Raw genomic sequence first — 18,428 nt, forward strand, 5'->3', positions numbered from 1 at the left:
ATACCTTACTTAGGAATCGATTTATTTATAGAGGTAAGAATACCGCGCAAAATGTTCATTTCAGCCTCTTCTGGGCGTGCACGGTTAAATAAACGACGAAGCTTTGTCATCACAATGCCTGGGTGCTGTTTGATAATAAAACCTGTGTTATAAAGTGTTTCTTCTAGGTGTTCGTAAAATAACTCTGTTTGTTTAGAGTTAGGGTAAACGGTGTCGTCTTGTGCTTCTTGCTTAGGTTGCTTATTTAAAAATGCCATACGTGTTTCGTAAGACAATGTTTGCACAGCCATAGCAAGATTTAGCGAGCTATATTCTGGGTTAGCTGGAATGCATACATGGTAATTACACAGCTGTAGCTCTTCGTTAGTTAAACCACTGTTTTCACGGCCAAATACTAATGCCACAGGACCATTTTCAGCTTCTGCCACCAGCTTTTCACCACACTCGCGAGGCTCAACCATAGGCCATGAAAGCGTGCGCGAACGTGCGCTTGTACCAATGGTTAATGCACAATCAGCAATGGCATCTTCAAGCTTATCAACAATCACTGCATTGCCTAATACATCGCTGGCACCTGCAGATAAAGCACTTGCATGGCTATCAATTTCACAAGCAGGGTCAACTAAATAGAGTTTTGATAAACCCATTGTTTTCATGGCGCGAGCCGCCGAACCTATATTACCTGAGTGTGATGTGTTAACTAAAACAACGCGAATATCGTCTAAGATCATTGCTGTGCTTCTTACTAATGCCAAAAAATTGCGCGAATTCTAACATAAAAGCACACTAAGATCCTAGATCCTTAAACCCGATCAACACACGTAATAAGGGCCTTTAAACCATGGCCGCTTTTACATACACATCAAAACGGTTCTTTTTAGTTTTAATTTGCATGCTGGGGGTTTTGTCATTTAAAAACGGGGCGTAATCAGGGCGCTTAACCACCACTCGCTTGCTGGCAAGTGGGTAGGCAAATTCAAGTAAATCATCGGCGTCGGTATCTGCACCTACTAACTCTTGAAATACTCGCATTTCTTTTTTTACTAAGGCTGACTTTTCACGGTGTGGGAACATAGGGTCTAGATAAACCACATCGGGCATGCTTTCACATTGGGCAAGTAACGTGTGGCTGGAGCCAAACACTAAGCTCATATTGTCTTTCATCCAAGGACCAATTTCACTGTCGCTGTAAGCTCTATTTAAACCATCGGCCAGCAATGCAGCAACCACTGGGTGACGCTCATGTAAAATAACCTTGCAACCGAGTGACGCCAATACAAAGCCATCGCGGCCCAAACCTGCGGTGGCATCCAGTACTACAGGCGTTGCCCCTTTATTAAGACCAACTGCTTTGGCAATAGCTTGCCCTTTACCGCCACCAAATTTTCGCCTGTGGGCGGCTGCCCCGGTAACAAAATCAACGTTAATGGCACCTAATTTAGGTTCATCAGTTTTAAATAAACTCAGACCTGTATCGTCATAGTGCAGGCTAAAACCTTGGCTATTTTGTTGCCAATTTACTAAACCAAAACGCGTTTCTAATTCATTTAAATACGGGCGACACTCTTTAAAGGCACACTGAATAACCACAATACACTCCGACGATAAAATACCGTCAGAGTATATCAACCAGCGAGCTTAAGCGCACTAAAATAGCTCTATGTCAGGGTCTTGATTATTTGCCTGCTCAATGTCTTCAACTTTATGGCGTAAACTCTGTAAAAACTCACTGCGGCCTTGTGTTACTTGCTCAAACTGATATTTTATAAACGCTAAATCGCTATTGGCAGACACCAGTAACTGCATAGTATGTTCGAGCTGCGATATACATGAATCAAAATCGGCGGGGTTTAAATTATTCTTTTGAAGCTCAATGGCTGTATTTAATGCCTCTAGTTGTGTACAAAACTGCTCTGCTACAGTACTTTGCGTGATATTTTGAGCATTAAACTGGCTTATTATATCTTCCAGTGCCGTGCTAATTTGTTCAGCTTGCTGGTAATTTTTTTCGTTTCTTTCCATAGTAACGACCTTCTCATTGGTAACCTCTAAAATATGAGGAAACAAATCTTTATAACGCCCATATTTTTCGCTCTCATCGAAGGGCATATTTTTAACCAGCAACGATAGTTTTGGGTAATTAATAATAGTGCTCTCGCCTATATCAACAAACCGCTGTGCATCTTTATGTTGCGCCAATAACTCCTGCACTAGTGGGCATACACCACCTTGTAAGCTGTAAAATTCACTTTTATGTTGATACCAAAATACAACCACTACATCCAAATTAAGAGGAGTAAAAAACCCTAAGAAGAACTCACTCAACGTTTGTAAGCTGTTGGCATGATAACTTTGTCCAACGTAGCGCATAATTCGCCCCATATCTCCCGACTCGGTCATCGCCATTGCAGCCGTTTTATTGGCTTTGTTTATGTCGCTTTCGAGTTTGACGCATTGCTGACGATACGCATAAAGTATTTTAATACGCGCCATTAGCTCCTGTGCATTAAACGGTTTCATTATGTAGTCAGACGCACCAACGCTGTAGCCTTTAACTCGGTCGATAAGCGCTTCTTTTGATGACAAAAACATAACCGGAATATCTTTTGTATCGGCATTTTGTTTTATTTCTTGGCAGACTTGATAACCCGACTTACCCGGCATTTCTATGTCGAGAAGGATAATATCGGGTTTATGTTCGTTTATTAACCTTAGCCCCTCCTCGCCCTCTTTAGCATGAAGAAGTTTACAAAACCCAGCTAGAGACTCTTCAATAATAAGGTGGGTTAATTTATCGTCATCAATGGTAAGTACTAACTTTTCCATACACAAATCCGTTTAGTTGAGTATGCTTAGAGCATAGTACGGCGTGCTGAAATTACTAACGTTTATAACCTATTATCTAAAAACAATAAAAAAGCGCCTAAAAGGCGCTTTTGTTAAATTTAATAAACGACATATTTTTAAGCTGCTATACCACTGTGACGAAGTAGCGCATCAACACGTGGCTCGCGGCCTCGGAAGTTTTTAAATAATTCCATAGGCTCTTCACTGCCGCCTTTTTCTAGAATATGCTGCATGAAGGCTTGCCCTGTTTGTGGGTTAAAAATTCCTTCCTCCTCAAACTTAGCGTAAGCATCGGCCGATAATACTTCAGCCCATTTATACGAGTAATAACCGGCACTGTAGCCACCTGCAAAAATATGGCTAAACCCGTGCTGAAAACGATTAAACTCTGGGGCGTGAACAACGGATGTACGACTGCGCACATCGTTTAATACAGCTTGGATTTGACACGGCTCGCCCGCGACATAATCGTTATGAATTTTAAAATCAAATAACGAAAACTCAATTTGACGCAGCATTTGCATGCCTGAGTTATAGTTTTTAGCGGCCAATAACTTATCAAGCAATTCTTTTGGTAATGGCTCGCCGGTTTCAAAATGGCCCGAAATAAAGCTCAGCGCTTCTTCCTCGTAACACCAGTTCTCTAAAAATTGACTTGGTAGCTCTACGGCATCCCATGCTACGCCATTAATACCTGCTACGGGAGCAGCATCAACTTGAGTCAGCATGTGGTGAATACCGTGGCCAAACTCATGGAATAAAGTCGTTACTTCATTATGGGTGAACAAAGCTGGTTTATCGCCTACCGCTTTATTAAAGTTACATACTAAGTAAGCTACAGGGGTTTGTAACTCGCCATTAGCGCGTACCTTACGACCCATACAATCGTCCATCCACGCGCCACCGCGTTTGCGATCGCGTGCGTAAAGATCTAAGTAAAAACGTCCTCGTAGCGTGTTATTGCTATCAACAATTTCAAAAAAGCGCACATCTTTATGGTACGTATCAAAATCGGTTACTTCGTTTACGCTAATGCCAAATAAGCGGTTAACTGTTTCAAATAAGCCACTCAATACTTTATTAGCAGGAAAATAAGGACGTAGTACTTCATCAGAAATTGCGTATTTTTCTTGTTTTAGTTTTTCGCCATAGTAGCCAAAGTCCCACGCTTCTAACTCTGTAATTCCGTGTTTTTGTGCTGCATACGCTCTGAGTTCTGCCACTTCTTGCTCTGCTTGCGGCTTAGATTTAGCGGCTAAATCTTCTAAGAACGAAAACACTTGCTCTGGTGTTTCAGCCATTTTTGTTGCTAATGATTTTTCAGCGTAGCTTTTAAACTCTAATAACTGCGCAAGCTCATGGCGAAGTGCAAGTGCTTCTTTCATAATGTCTGAGTTATCAAACTCACCCGCATTTGGGCCTTGATCAGATGCGCGTGTGCTAAATGCGGTGTAGGTTTCTTTACGAAGTTCACGATTATCAGCGTAAGTCATTATTGGCAAGTAAGATGGAAAATCAAGCGTAAATACCCAACCGTCCAGCTCTTTACTTTTGGCTGTGTCAGCAGCAAGCGCTCGTGCAGACTCGGGGAGTCCGGATAAATCGGCTTCATCAGTAATGTGCTTGTGCCACGCTAAAGTCGCATCCATTACATTGTTACCAAACTTAGATGAAAGCTCAGATAAACGCGCACTAATTTCGCCGTAACGCTTTTGATCTTCGCTCGCTAATGCAATACCCGACAATTTAAAGTCACGCAAGGCGTTAGTAATTGATTTTTGTTGTGCTGTAGTGAGTGTTTTAAATTCGTCACTGTTGTGCAAAGCATTATACGCTTCGTATAAACCTTGATGCTGACCGACAAACGTAGAGTACTCAGAAATAAGCGGTAAACACTGCTCGTATGCTTCACGCAGTTCGTCGTTATTCATAACAGAATTTAAATGGGAAACAGGCGAAAATAGTCGCGATAGTTTATCGTCGGCCTCTTCAAGTGGTAACACTAAATCATCCCACGTGTATGACTTTTTCGCGAGTACGTCATCGATGGCTTTTCGACAATTTGCTATTCCGTCTTTAAGTGCCGGTACTACAAATTCAGGCTTAATTTTAGAAAATGGTGGTAAGCCTTCAAGGCCAATTAGTGGGTTGCTCATAAATACTCTCTTTGCGTTAATGCATTTCATTTTTAGATTGGGTCTAAAAGTTAAAAAACAACATACTTTTTATTAATCTAGCTATTCAAAAGCCATTAATAACTACTTTTAGGCTCGGTAATAATGAAATGCCTACAGGGAATGCAATCTAAAGCGAGCCCGGTTACGTACTGCAGATATTCTGTTTGGTACTGACTTAGCATATCGCTTTATATCGATAAGGCTGTAAATTTGAATGTTTTTTTACTCAACATAGGTCATCTAAACACTCTTTATTTTTAAAACTTAATGTTATGCTTATGCGCATAAATCTCAACGCCTAAGGACTTAAAATGACACAACACTTTGATTACATTGCAATTGGCGGTGGCAGCGGTGGTATTGCTTCTGCAAACAGAGCTGCAATGCGCGGTGCTAAAGTGGCACTTATTGAAGCAAAACACATGGGTGGTACCTGTGTAAACGTAGGCTGTGTGCCTAAAAAGGTTATGTGGCACGGCGCACAAGTAGCCGAAGCAATTAACTTATATGCACCCGATTACGGTTTTAACGTTGAGGTAAAAGACTTTAATTGGAGCAAGCTAGTAGAAAGCCGTGAAGCCTATATTGGCCGAATTCATAAAGGGTACGACAACGGTTTAGCAAGTAATGGCGTTACCGTTATTAAAGGCTTTGCTACCTTTATCGACAGCAAAACAGTAGAAGTAAATGGTGAACACTACACCGCCGATCATATTTTAGTGGCTGTAGGCGGACGTCCTACTATTCCAAACATTCCGGGCGCTGAGCATGGTATTGATTCTAATGGCTTTTTTGAACTTAATGAACAGCCTAAACGCGTAGCTGTAATTGGTGCTGGTTACATTGCCGTAGAAATTGCAGGTGTATTACATAGCTTGGGCACAGAAACACATTTATTCGTTCGTAAAAGTAAGCCTCTGCGTACATTTGACCCCTACATAATCGACACGCTCGTCGATATTATGGCTAAAGAAGGTCCGACTCTTCATACTGAATGCTCCCCTAAAGAAGTAATCAAAGAAAGTGACGGCAGTTTAACTATTCATTTTGAAAACGGTTACAGCCAAAATGTTGACCAAGTTATTTGGGCCATTGGCCGCACACCTACAACAGACAAGATAAACCTTGCGGAAGCCGGTGTAGAAGTAAATGAAAGCGGTTATGTGAAAGTAGATGAGTACCAAAATACGACTGCTGAAAACGTTTATGCTGTAGGTGATATTATCGAAGGCGGTATTGAGCTTACTCCTGTTGCAGTTAAAGCAGGCCGTACGTTATCAGAACGCTTATTTAATAAAGCGCTCCCTGATGATTTAAAAATGGATTACAGCCTAGTACCAACAGTCGTATTTAGTCATCCGCCTATCGGCACCATTGGTTTAACCGAGCAAGAAGCGATTTCTCAGTACGGCGCAGAAAACGTAAAAGTGTATAAATCAAGCTTTGCAGCTATGTACACAGCGGTAACTCAGCACCGCCAAGCATGCAACATGATGCTAGTTTGCGCAGGAGAAGACGAAAAAGTAGTTGGCTTACATGGCCTTGGTTTTGCCGTTGATGAAATGATTCAGGGTTTTGCCGTAGCAATGAAAATGGGCGCAACTAAAGCTGACTTTGACGCTGTTGTTGCACTGCACCCAACAGGATCTGAAGAGTTTGTTACTATGCGCTAAGATATTTAACCTAAATTTTGGATAATAAATCACTTAATCAGAGTTCAGGTTATTTACTAATTTAATAACGTTAAGCCCCTTACACATATGTGCTAAGGGGCTTTTTTATTAAGGTTAAATTTGCTTATTAGCTAAATAACTCAATATACTAGCGTGTGTTTATCAACATACCAACAACTGGATATTATGATTACTGATATATTGCTACACCCGTTTCTTGTTTCAATTGTTATGCTTAGTTTTGCACTTGGATTAAAAGTACTTGTTGATAAATTAGCGAGAAACCGCGCAGAAAAAAAGACAAAGATATTCGCTACATTGCACATAACATTAAGCATTTTATTAATTTTGTGTTGGTGCTGTCGCTGTTGTTTGTGTGGTCGACTGAAATTCAAAATTTTGCGTTATCTATTGCGGCCTTTGCGGTTGCCATTGTTTTAGCTACGCGCGAGTTTATTCAATGTGTTATTGGCTTTTTTTACTTAGTCACCACACGCCCATTTAGAGTCGGCGACTGGGTGCAAGTCGGTGAATATTACGGTGAAGTAGCAGAAACAGACTGGATAAAAACAACCATGCATGAAATAGACATGCACACTTATCAGTTTTCTAGAAAAACGATTTACATACCTAATAATAAACTCATCACCAGCCCGATTAAAAATCTAAATTATGTAAAACGCTTTGCAACACATAGCTTTTCTATTGTTCGAAAAGAGAGCTTTAACCCTTACCCAATTTACGACACGCTCTCGGTAAAAGCTAAAATGTATTGTGAGGAGTTTGAAGAGCTCGCAACTCGTTACAACTCGATTATTGAGCGAAAACTAGATGCAAAAATATCGGGCCCAGCACCAGAAATACACTTTGGAACAACCGAATTGGGTGAGTTCAGAGCACGCTTTACGCTATTTTGCCCAACCGAGCAGGCACTGGACATAGAGCATAAACTCACTGAGTGTTTTATGGCGCTATGGTATGAAGAAGAAATGAAGCATAAAATTGCATTAAACGAAGTAAATAACCAAGTAACTAACTAACTGATAAAGCGACTAGGCGCGAACGGTTTCGCGCCTAAACTTTATCGGTTAGGCCTTTAAGCTGTTCCACCTACCGTTAGCTGATCAATTTTAAGGCTCGGTTGCCCTACGCCAACCGGAACACTTTGCCCATCTTTACCACACACGCCAACGCCTTTATCAAGTGCTAAGTCGTTACCTACCATTGAAATATGCTGCATGACTTCAGGGCCATTACCAATGAGGGTTGCGCCTTTGATTGGCTGTGTAATTTTACCGTTTTCGATTAAGTAGGCCTCTGATGCACTAAATACAAATTTACCCGAGGTAATATCAACCTGCCCGCCACCAAAGTTAGGCGCAAACACGCCTTTTTTAACGCTACTGATAATATCGGCTTGGCTATGCTCGCCACCTAACATATAGGTATTTGTCATACGTGGCATAGGTAAATGCGCATACGACTCACGACGTGCATTTCCGGTTGGGTTTACCCCCATTAAACGTGCGTTTAGCTTATCCTGCATATACCCTTTTAAAATACCATTTTCGATAAGCACATTATAAGCAGCAGGCGTGCCTTCATCATCTACGTTTAGAGAGCCGCGACGATCGGCCATGGTGCCATCGTCAACTACGGTACATAGCTCAGAAGCCACTTTTTGGCCTACTTTACCACTAAACGCTGATGCGCCTTTACGGTTAAAGTCGCCTTCAAGGCCATGGCCTACGGCTTCATGTAAAAGTACACCTGGCCAACCATTTCCTAATACTACTTCCATAGTGCCAGCTGGCGCATCAATAGCTTCTAGGTTGACTTTAGCTTGGCGTACAGCTTCTTGTGCAAACTCCATCCAACGTGGTTTACCGTTTACCAGCTCTTTAAAATAGCCGTAATCTAAACGAGCTCCACCGCCTGCGCCACCGCGCTCACGACGGCCATTTTTTTCAAGCAATACTGAACAGTTTAAACGAATAAGCGGGCGAATATCGGTAGCAAATGTACCGTCACTGGCCGCAATTAATACTTCTTCGTATACTGCTGACATAGAGCTAATTACTTGCTCAGCGTCGGGAGCGAGTTCTCGAATGTAGTTTTCAAGCTCGCGTAATAAACTCACTTTATCGCTATCGCTCATACTTGAAATGGGTTGATGTGGCGCAAATTGCACTTTTGCTGATACATCACTAAATACTTTAATGGTTTTATCTTCACCTGCATCGGCAATACTGCGAGCAGCTGTAGCGGCTTTGTTTAGCGCTTCTAAGTTGATAGCATCCGAATATGAAAAACCTGTTTTTTCGCCGCTGACTGCACGTACGCCAACGCCGCGCTCAACATTGTATGAGCCTTCTTTTACCAAGCCATCTTCCAGTACCCACGACTCGTGATGACTCGATTGAAAGTATAAATCGGCGTAATCTACTTTGTGCTGATGTATGTAAGCGAGCGTTTTTTCGAGCTCTTCTCTATTTAGTTGGCTGTCGTGTAATAAATGCTGTTCAACCGAATTCATAATAAATGCTCTCTAAATCGTTGATGAGACTGCACAGGCATATCTCGTCTAATTTTTTGTAACGGCTCTAAATCAGCGTTAGCGCTAATAAAACCTGTACCACAGGGTAAATTACTTAAAGTACTACCCCAGGGTGAAATAATAATACTGTGGCCATACGTTTGGCGGCCATTTTCATGTGTGCCGTATTGGGCTGCAGCAACCACATAACATTGGGTTTCTATCGCTCGCGCCGCTAATAATGGTTGCCAGTGTGCTTGACCAGTCACCATTGTAAATGCACTTGGCACTAAAATAACTTCAGCACCTTTACGTGCAAGCGCAGTAAATAAGGCACTAAAACGCAGATCATAACACACTGTTAGACCTAGTTTACCAAAGGGAGATTCAACCACAACCACATCACTTCCTGCTTGGGTAAAATCAGATTCGCGGTAACTCCCTGTTTTATCATCAACGTTTACATCAAATAGATGTATTTTATTATACGTTGCGACGCACTCACCTTGATTATTATATAAATGTGAGGCGGCATAATATTTAGTATTATTGTATGGCTCTGGTATTGTGCCTGCGTTTAACCAAATATTATGGTGTTTACATAATTGGCTTATTTGACGTTTGTATTGCTCGATGTGTTTAGCTGTTGAGAGCGTATCGTGACCGCTTTTACTAAACACTAAAAAGGCCTCAGGGAGACATACAAGTAATGGCCGTGATGCGGGAAGTGTGTTTAATGCTTTTTTAAGTTCTGCAATATTGTCGTCAGCATTTAGGCCAGAACACATTTGTAAAGCAACTATATTGTGGTTATTAGGGGTCGCTAAATTAGTCATTAGTTGCGGTTACTTCAGCATCTTTAAGTTTTAAATCGACTGAAGCTTGAGGCTGGTTTTGCGCTGCTTGTGGTAATGTAACTTCGCGGCTTTTACGATCGAGCTCCTGAACAACAGGCTCACTCATGGTGCCAGTCACTTTAAAGTTAATTTCAGAAATTACACGCGCAGAGTGTATTACTTTATCTAGTGCCAGTGCTGCTAGCCCTGTCACTGGGTTTACCATCCACGCCACAATAACGGGAATACTTGAGGTGACCTGCGGTGCAACAGCGAGATCGTAGTTGATATCAAGCGTATTTAAATTTGCGTAGCCTTTAATGGTTAAATCAGCCGGAACGCCATCCATCTTAGTGTCTTTTGTATAAGCAATACCGTTCTCTAATTGCATAGAACCTTGCATGCTGTTGTAGAAAAACCCTTTTGAAAATACATCTCTAAAATCAAGTTTTAGTTTTCGCACCAACGAATCTAAGCTCAACAACGAAAAAACCCGTGCACCACCATCACTAATTTCTGTTAGGTGCCCTTCTGCTAAATCCCAATCAATTTCACCACTGAGGCTCGGGACATCAAATGAGTAAGGTGCGGCTTGCCAAGCAAGATTGTAATTTATAGTGGCCTTAGAGCCCTTAATAGCCGTGGTAATATCAAACTCATCAAACAACGCGCCTATATCATCACTTTTAACTTCACCGCTTAACTGTGTAAGTCCATTTTGCCATTGCCCTTTCGTGCGCAAAATATGATCGCCTTTATCAACAACCAACTCAGAAATAACCAAACGTTTACCGTCGCCAAGTAACGACGCGCTTACTTTGTCTAACTGATAGTTGGTAATTTTACAATCTGCACATTCAAACTCTATAGCCGGTAAGTTCGTCAGCCACGTTAAATCGGTGTCAGGGTCTGCTTTTGCAGCCTCAGTGATAGGCGCTTCAATTTGCTCTGCAAAATTCACGCGTAAATAATCAGCGTTAAATCGAATAGGCTGGCTGCGCTGCGAAGTAGGAATAAATACACCTGCACGTAATTCTTTGGCGTTTAATTTTAAATACACATTGCTTTGCTCAGGGGCTAGGCGCATTTCAAAATCATTAAACACCATACTACTAATATCGAGCATGCCAATATTTGCGACAATCTCGTTAAGCGGTGGCATGATACCTTGTGATTCTGGGTCATCCTCATTTTGGGCCGCACTAATTATTTGATCAATAAGATCAACCCAAGGTACAAGTTCGGTTTGCTCTAGGTTTATTGAAACGCTTAAGTCTTGTGAATTTAGCCCTAAATCTTGCTTACCTATAACAAAATGCGCATTACTAAATTGCGATTTTCCATTTTCTAATATTGCATTAAAATAAAACTGCTTATTTATCTGTGCAGTTATAAGGTTTGAAATATCATCGCCTTGAACAACCGCATCAAGAACCCACGGTTGTATCTCGGCTTTTTTGTATGGTGTTGGCAATTTACTTGTTAACCCAACAAGGTCAGATTTAACCTGTGCACGATAATTAAACCCTTGCTCGGTAAAATTAAGCACAAGTCCAATATCAACTGCACTTTGTCCTTCTAGTGACCCTTTTAAAATACCTTGCCCGCTATCAATTAAGGTATTGGCATCAAGTTGTGCATTAATATCTATGTTTGCTTTGTAGTCACTCGCTTCACTTTGGCTGTTGTAATTAATTGCCAGCGGCATCCCAAGCCATGTAGCGGTAGCATTTTTAAGTTCGATATTATCGTTTTTAAAGTTAAGCACGCCAGTTAAGTTATTTAACGCAATACCGGGTGTGGCAATAAATACGGGTAAATCATCTAGCTTGACAGTGCCGCTAACACTGGCACCACCTTCAAACTTTGAACCTACCAGTAACTCAATGCTGGCATCGGCTTCACCTTGGCCTTGTATTACCTCAAAAATATCAGCTAGCGGGCTCGCAATGGGCGTAGCTTTAAAAAAGGTGTACAGGTTTTCCATCGGTGCTTTTTTATCTATTTGCACCACCAGCTCATCGGCATTCATTAAATCATTAATGCTAACTTTAACGCTGTTACCCACATCTAAATTAACCAAAGAGCCTTGTTGGCTGTAAATATCCATGCGTTCATTAGCAAAATGTAGTTTTACCTTTGCATCTGTTACTGCTGGCCACTTCGGGTCAAACTGGTACGTGGCATTATCAATTTGAGCAAGTACATCAAATTGCCCTGAGCCATCTTTAAATGGAAATCCTGATAACGGCCCTGCAAATAGAACCTGAGCTTTTGATATTTCACCGCCTTTAATAGCCCCGTTTAGGTAGCTAACTAATTCTGGGTTCATCGCTTTTAACGGAAAATAATGACCGGCAATACTGGCATCCTCTGCAAATGCCTCTGCGTATAAATCAAGACGCGGTGTATCACCAAAGCTCAGCTGCATTTCTGCGGCTAGCGTTATCTCATTGTTATCAAACCAAATATTATCACTGCTAATACGCCAGTTATTATTTTGCTTTGCGAGGTCTAATTCTATATTGAGCTGGTTATAATTAATGTTGTCACTAAAACTATCGCCAGTTAATAAAGTGCCGTTTTCGCCAAATAAGCTGATACGGCCTTTATCTTGATTTAATAAACCGCTTACGCGTAAACCTTGCGCAGCAGGCACTGAATTAAGCTCTTGCCAGCCTATGTTATTGGCGTTAAACCATACTTGCCACTGCTGGTTACTCTCGTAATTAACATACGCCTGCTGTATTTGGCCACTTGGTTTGCGTTTTAAAAACGCGTCGAGAGAGTCGAAATTTGTCAGCGCTGCCAAGTTAGCCAGTAGCGCTATATCTATTTGATTTAACCAAATTTGATTATTTTCACCAAGTTGAGCCTCAAACTCTAAGCTTGGCCATGTCGTATTATTGTTATTAAACGCTAAACCAGTGCTTTTTAAAAACCAATTACCTTGCTCGGGATAAAGATGAAAGCCACCTTCACTTAAACTAACTTGCTGGCTTTGAGATTCATTAAACCAAGTAACAGAACTAGGCAGCCACTGCATTTTTATATCGTCAATTAGGCCTTTTTCAATTTTTAGCCACGCTTGTAAATTGATATCGCTAGTTAATTGTTGTTTTTCAGTATTTATATATTGCGCCAACCAATTAGACACATCCACCTTATTGGCTTGGACATACATATTGCCAGCAACTTCTTCTAAGCTTTCACCTTTGAGAGCAATGCGTGCATCAAAGGTGCCAACTGTGATACCAGGTAAAGCTAATGTTCCACTACCTAAATGTTGAGACTCTTCATTTTGCCAAATGATATTTTCAAGCAGGAGTTTTCGCTCTTTGTTATCGTCTAACACAAAATTAATACTGGAGTTTTCTATTGCAAAATGACCGGTATTACCTAAAAACAGCCCTTCTATAAGCTCTTTTTGCTCAAACGAAACATCATCTTGGTTACCGCTCTCAAACAGGTCTGCCACGTTCACCGTGGTATGAAAGCCATTTATAACAAAGTAGTTAGACTTTAATTGCAGGGTTTTAATGCTTTCCCATAAATTAAGCTCTAAGCTAGTTTTTGCAATAGTGAGAGAAATTGGCGCAGTTTCGTTGTCTTTAAACGATAGATCTTCAAGCACAAGGGCTGGGCCATTTCCCTGCCAGCTTGCTGAAATAGCGCCAATAGATAAACTAATAGCAAACTTTTCGTCTAGGTAGGTTTCTATATCACCTTTGTAATCATTTGCGTAAGGGAGTGTGTACTTTAATATTGAAACAATAACGGCCAGTAATACCAAAATTATGGCGCAGGTTTGCCATAACTTTCTAAAACAAAAAAAACAGACCGCTTTTGCTTTCATTACATCATTACCACATCAAACTGCTCTTGGCTGTATAAGCTTTCTGTTTGTATGTGTACTTGCTTACCTATAAATAGCTCAAGCTCCGCCAAGTTGTGATATTCATCATTAAGTAAGGCTTCACTTACTGCTGGTGCTGCATAAACCATGAATTTATCGGCTGCGTAGGCGCGGTTTACGCGAACAATTTCACGTAATATTTCGTAGCATACCGTTTCGACTGTTTTTTGTGAGCCACGCCCTGAACATGCCGGGCATACATCACATAAAATATGCTCTAAGCTTTCGCGGGTGCGTTTTCGGGTCATTTCAACTAGCCCAAGTGCCGATAAACCATTGATATTTGTTTTAGTGCGATCTTTAGCTAACGCAGATTCTAACGAATGTAATACACGGCTTTTATGCTCTTCGCTGACCATATCGATAAAGTCGATAATAATTATTCCACCTAAGTTACGAAGCCTTAACTGGCGTGCAATGGCAGACGTTGCCTCGACATTAGTGTTAAAAATAGTCTCTTCTAAATTACGATGGCCGACAAACGCACCGGTGTTTACGTCAACCGTAGTCATCGCTTCTGTTTGATCAATAATGATGTACCCGCCTGACTTTAACGTGACTTTGCGATGCAACGCTTTTTGCACTTCGTTTTCTACATCAAATAAATCGAATATAGGTCGCTCACCCGGGTAGTACTCGAGTACCTGTGAAAGTTGCGGCACAAATTCTTCGGTAAATATTTTTAGCTCTTGGTAGGTAAGCTTTGAGTCAACACGAATACGTTCCATGTCTTCACCTACGTAATCACGCAGTGTTCTAAAGGCAAGCGTTAGGTCTTCATGTAATATGGTTGCTTTACTGGTTTTTTTACGACGTGCGGTTATTTTTTCCCATAATTTTCTTAAAAAACCAGCATCGTGCCTTAACTCTGCTTCGCTTGCACCTTCAGCCGCGGTACGTACTATAAAACTGCCATTTTCATCGCCATATTCAGCAACAATTTTTTTAAGTCGAGATCGCTCTTCTTCAGTTTCTATCCGTTGGCTTACACCAACATGCGTTGCGTCTGGCATAAATACTAAGTAGCGAGATGGAATAGTGATGTCGGTAGTGAGTCTCGCGCCTTTCGTGCCTAATGGATCTTTAACCACTTGCACCATAATGTATTGACCTTGGCGCACTAACTCTCGTATATCTTGCACTTTTTTTATTGGTACGTCGTCAACACCTTCAACAATGGAGGCACTGTTTACTATGTCTGATGCATGTAAAAATGCGGCTTTTTCTAAGCCAATATCAACAAAAGCGGCCTGCATTCCAGGTAAAACGCGGCTTATTTTTCCTAGATAGATATTGCCAACAATGCCTAGGTTACCAATTCGTTCTAACTGAATTTCTTGCAGCACACCGTTTTCGATTAGGGCAACACGACTTTCACTCGGTGTTACGTTGATCAGTAATTCTGTACTCATGCTACCCTCTTAAAAATGCGTGTAATAATTGTTCAGTCTCATATAAAGGTAAACCGACAACACTAAAATAGCTACCCGCAATATGTGTAACAAAGCGACCACCTAGCCCCTGAATACCATAACCACCGGCTTTATCTTGCGGCTCACCACTTTGCCAGTAGGCTTTAATCTCTTCATCGCTCAGTTTTTTTAAATGTCACATCGGTACTGATAACTTGGCTAAGCAGTTTATCTTCAGTCGCAAAAGCAATAGCGGTTAGTACCTGGTGAGTGTTTCCAGACAAGCGTTTAAGTGTATGCGTAAAATCGGCTTCATCGCGTGGTTTACACAACGATTCATTATCAATAACAACGACTGTGTCACTACCTAGTACTGGCCGGTCTGTGTAACCAAGCTTGACACCTGAGCAAGCTTTTAGCCTCGCTAAGCGCTCTACATAGGCATGAGGAAGTTCATTAGGGAGTTGGCTCTCGTCTGCATCAACACTAAATTGCGAAAATTCGATACCAAGTTGAGCCAATAGCTCTTTACGACGAGGAGAAGCTGATGCCAGATATACGGCAGTATTCATTATCTGATCCTAAAATGTCTGCGGTATTTACGAAGTAATAAAAACACCCAAAACCAACTAATCATGCCAGTAAATACCGGCCATAAGTATTGTGGGTTAAAGTAAACACCAAGCAAAAAATGGTTTAGCCAAAACTGCATTAAATGATACAGCGTTAAAAACAAACCAATTAACAAACTTTGCTGCCAAAGCGAGAAGTTACGAATTTTTTGAAAGTTACTTGCAGTAATAAATATACATACCGAAAATGTCAGCGAGTTAACACCTAAAGGTGAGCCTGACGCTAAATCAATGAGTAAACCGACCACCCAAGCAGTACCAATATTTAACCGATGTGGCACCGCCAATGACCAATACATAAGTACTAATAAGACCCAATCCGGTCTAAATGGTTCAAACGAAAATGGCAACGGCATTAGCGCCATAATTAAAGCAAAAAATATGCTCAGCGCAATTAACAATGAGTAACGGTTAATCATCGTTTATTTGCTCCTGCTGACTGCGCCATAAAATTACAAGTAAGCGAATACGGTCAAGCAACGCAATAGGCTCTGCATATACTTGTGCAAATGGACGACCTTCATCTCGGTTAATTTCTGTCACAATGGCGACAGGATACCCCTCAGGAAATGTGCCCCCAAGCCCTGAAGTCACCAATACATCACCAATACGCACATCTAAGCTGTGTGGAACATGCGAAAGCTTAACCACATTAATTTTACCAATGCCTTCAACTACGGTTCGTACGTCATTTCTAAGTATACGCACAGGTGTTGCGTGAGTTGTATCGGTCATCAATAATACGCGCGACGTAGTGGAACCTACTTTAGTAAGCTGCCCTACCACCCCCATTTCGTCTATTACCGCTTGCCCTTCACTTATACCGTCTGTAGTACCACGGTTAATAACGACTTGATGGCTATATGGGTTTGAGTGAACCGATAATACTTGTGCAATAATTTTACGATTAGATTGTTTTGCTGACGAGCCTAGTAATGCACGTAACTTTTGGTTTTCTCTGGCTAAAAATTGGTACTGTTGCAGCTGCTCACTTTGTAGCATTTGCTTTTTTTTCAGTGCTTCGTTTTCAGTAAGGAGTTGGTCTCGCGTGTGTAAGCTTTTAGCACCAATGCTAAATAACTCATAAGGTAAGTTGGCAACATAAATAAGCGGGCTAACCAGTGTATTTAAACTGGTGCGCACAACGGTTCCACCTTCTGTGTACCTATCTCCAGCTATGAGTACGATACTCAAAAGCACTGCGACAAAAAGTCGCAGTTGCAAAGAGACAGTGCGCCCAAACATTAATTTCATTAGTCGTAACTAAAAACGTCACCACCGTGAACATCAATCATTTCTAATGCTTTACCGCCGCCACGTGCTACACACGTTAATGGATCGTCAGCAACAACAACAGGAATGCCTGTTTCTTCCATTAATAAGCGATCTAAATCTTTTAATAGTGCACCACCGCCAGTCAGTACCATACCGTGCGCAGAAATATCTGATGCAAGCTCTGGTGGCGATTGCTCAAGGGCAACCATTACTGCACTTACAATACCCATTAGAGGCTCTTGAAGCGCTTCTAAGATTTCATGTGAGTTAAGCGTAAATGAACGTGGAACACCTTCAGCTAAGTTACGGCCACGTACTTCGATTTCAATTGGCTCATCCGTTTTAAACGCAGAACCAATTTGGTGCTTAATGTTTTCAGCGGTTGCTTCACCAATTAAACTACCAAAGTTACGGCGTACATAGTTAATAATAGCTTCGTCAAATTTATCGCCACCAATACGTACTGATGATGAGTAAACAACACCATTTAGTGAAATAATAGCAACTTCAGTTGTACCACCACCAATATCAACAACCATAGATCCTGTTGCTTCTGATACCGGTAAACCCGCACCAATTGCCGCAGCCATTGGTTCTTCAATTAGGTAAACTTCTCGGGCGCCAGCGCCCATTGCAGATTCACGAATTGCGTCGTTTTTCTACTTGCGTTGCACCACATGGTACACAAATTAGTACGCGCGGACTTGGGCGCATAAAGTTATTGTTATGCACTTGCTTGATGAAGTGTTGTAACATTTTTTCTGTTACATAAAAGTCAGCAATTACACCGTCTTTCATTGGGCGGATTGCTTTAATATTACCCGGCGTACGACCTAGCATCTGTTTTGCTTCAGTACCTACCGATGCAACACTTTTAGGTCCACCAGCACGCTCTTGACGGATAGCAACTACTGAAGGCTCGTTTAGAACAATACCTTCTTCTTTTACATAAATTAGGGTATTGGCTGTACCCAAGTCGATCGACAGATCGTTAGAAAAAATACCACGGAGTTTTTTAAACATGAGGCTGGATGACCTTTGAAATACGTTCTTATATTAGCTGCCTCACTTTAACATGCTCATTTTGATGAGCAATATAAAGTGCAGCGCCTTTGTGAATTTGT

General features: G+C 41.3%; 11 protein-coding genes and 3 pseudogenes. 2 read left to right on the forward strand and 12 right to left on the reverse strand.

The window, feature by feature from the left end; genetic code table 11:
* Positions 1–5: 5 nt before the first annotated feature.
* The 4 genes from trmJ to prlC form a co-directional block, all read right to left on the reverse strand.
* A complete protein-coding gene (trmJ, locus tag P20480_RS04565) occupies positions 6–731 on the reverse strand; it encodes a tRNA (cytosine(32)/uridine(32)-2'-O)-methyltransferase TrmJ (RefSeq protein WP_008131652.1) in 726 nt (241 codons plus the stop codon).
* Between the two features lie 103 nt (positions 732–834).
* On the reverse strand, positions 835–1,590 hold the full coding sequence (locus tag P20480_RS04560) for a class I SAM-dependent methyltransferase (RefSeq protein WP_006793133.1): 756 nt from the start codon (positions 1,588–1,590) through the stop codon (positions 835–837).
* A 57-nt stretch (positions 1,591–1,647) separates the two neighbouring features.
* Positions 1,648–2,826: a response regulator gene (locus tag P20480_RS04555; protein WP_008131654.1), complete on the reverse strand. Its 1,179-nt coding sequence runs from the start codon at positions 2,824–2,826 to the stop codon at positions 1,648–1,650.
* A 137-nt stretch (positions 2,827–2,963) separates the two neighbouring features.
* A complete protein-coding gene (gene prlC, locus P20480_RS04550; RefSeq protein WP_008131656.1) occupies positions 2,964–5,003 on the reverse strand; it encodes an oligopeptidase A in 2,040 nt (679 codons plus the stop codon).
* Positions 5,004–5,335: 332 nt separating this feature from the next.
* Here prlC and gorA point away from each other — a divergent pair, with 332 nt between their 5' ends.
* Together gorA and P20480_RS04540 are read left to right on the forward strand one after the other, a co-directional pair.
* Positions 5,336–6,697: a glutathione-disulfide reductase gene (gene gorA / locus P20480_RS04545; protein WP_008131658.1), complete on the forward strand. Its 1,362-nt coding sequence runs from the start codon at positions 5,336–5,338 to the stop codon at positions 6,695–6,697.
* A gap of 186 nt (positions 6,698–6,883) precedes the next feature.
* Positions 6,884–7,737: pseudogene (locus P20480_RS04540) on the forward strand (mechanosensitive ion channel family protein).
* A 56-nt stretch (positions 7,738–7,793) separates the two neighbouring features.
* Here P20480_RS04540 and tldD read toward each other — a convergent pair.
* From tldD to P20480_RS19455, 8 genes and pseudogenes are all read right to left on the reverse strand, one after another.
* The gene (tldD, locus tag P20480_RS04535; protein WP_008131660.1) at positions 7,794–9,233 is read right to left on the reverse strand and encodes a metalloprotease TldD; all 1,440 of its coding nucleotides are present in this window, start codon (positions 9,231–9,233) and stop codon (positions 7,794–7,796) included.
* On the reverse strand, positions 9,230–10,069 hold the full coding sequence (locus tag P20480_RS04530) for a carbon-nitrogen hydrolase family protein (RefSeq protein WP_008131661.1): 840 nt from the start codon (positions 10,067–10,069) through the stop codon (positions 9,230–9,232). Before P20480_RS04530 ends, tldD begins: the two co-directional genes overlap by 4 nt.
* Positions 10,062–13,925, reverse strand: coding sequence for a YhdP family protein (locus P20480_RS04525; RefSeq protein WP_008131662.1), 3,864 nt, complete (start codon positions 13,923–13,925; stop codon positions 10,062–10,064). Before P20480_RS04525 ends, P20480_RS04530 begins: the two co-directional genes overlap by 8 nt.
* The gene (gene rng, locus P20480_RS04520) at positions 13,925–15,397 is read right to left on the reverse strand and encodes a ribonuclease G (protein WP_006793125.1); all 1,473 of its coding nucleotides are present in this window, start codon (positions 15,395–15,397) and stop codon (positions 13,925–13,927) included. The genes P20480_RS04525 and rng overlap by 1 nt, the downstream gene beginning before the upstream one ends.
* 1 nt (position 15,398) lies before the next feature.
* Positions 15,399–15,969: pseudogene (locus P20480_RS18575) on the reverse strand (Maf family protein).
* Complete coding sequence (mreD, locus tag P20480_RS04515; protein ID WP_006793123.1) at positions 15,969–16,448, reverse strand: rod shape-determining protein MreD; 480 nt, start codon at positions 16,446–16,448, stop codon at positions 15,969–15,971. Before mreD ends, P20480_RS18575 begins: the two are co-directional and overlap by 1 nt.
* Complete coding sequence (mreC, locus tag P20480_RS04510) at positions 16,441–17,283, reverse strand: rod shape-determining protein MreC (RefSeq protein ID WP_006793122.1); 843 nt, start codon at positions 17,281–17,283, stop codon at positions 16,441–16,443. The genes mreD and mreC overlap by 8 nt, the downstream gene beginning before the upstream one ends.
* Positions 17,283–18,327, reverse strand: a pseudogene (locus P20480_RS19455) (rod shape-determining protein). The gene mreC and the pseudogene P20480_RS19455 overlap by 1 nt, the downstream one beginning before the upstream one ends.
* Positions 18,328–18,428 lie beyond the last annotated feature (101 nt).

It is taken from the genome of Pseudoalteromonas sp. BSi20480 (assembly GCF_000241365.1).
GTDB classification, from domain to species: Bacteria; Pseudomonadota; Gammaproteobacteria; order Enterobacterales; family Alteromonadaceae; genus Pseudoalteromonas; species Pseudoalteromonas marina.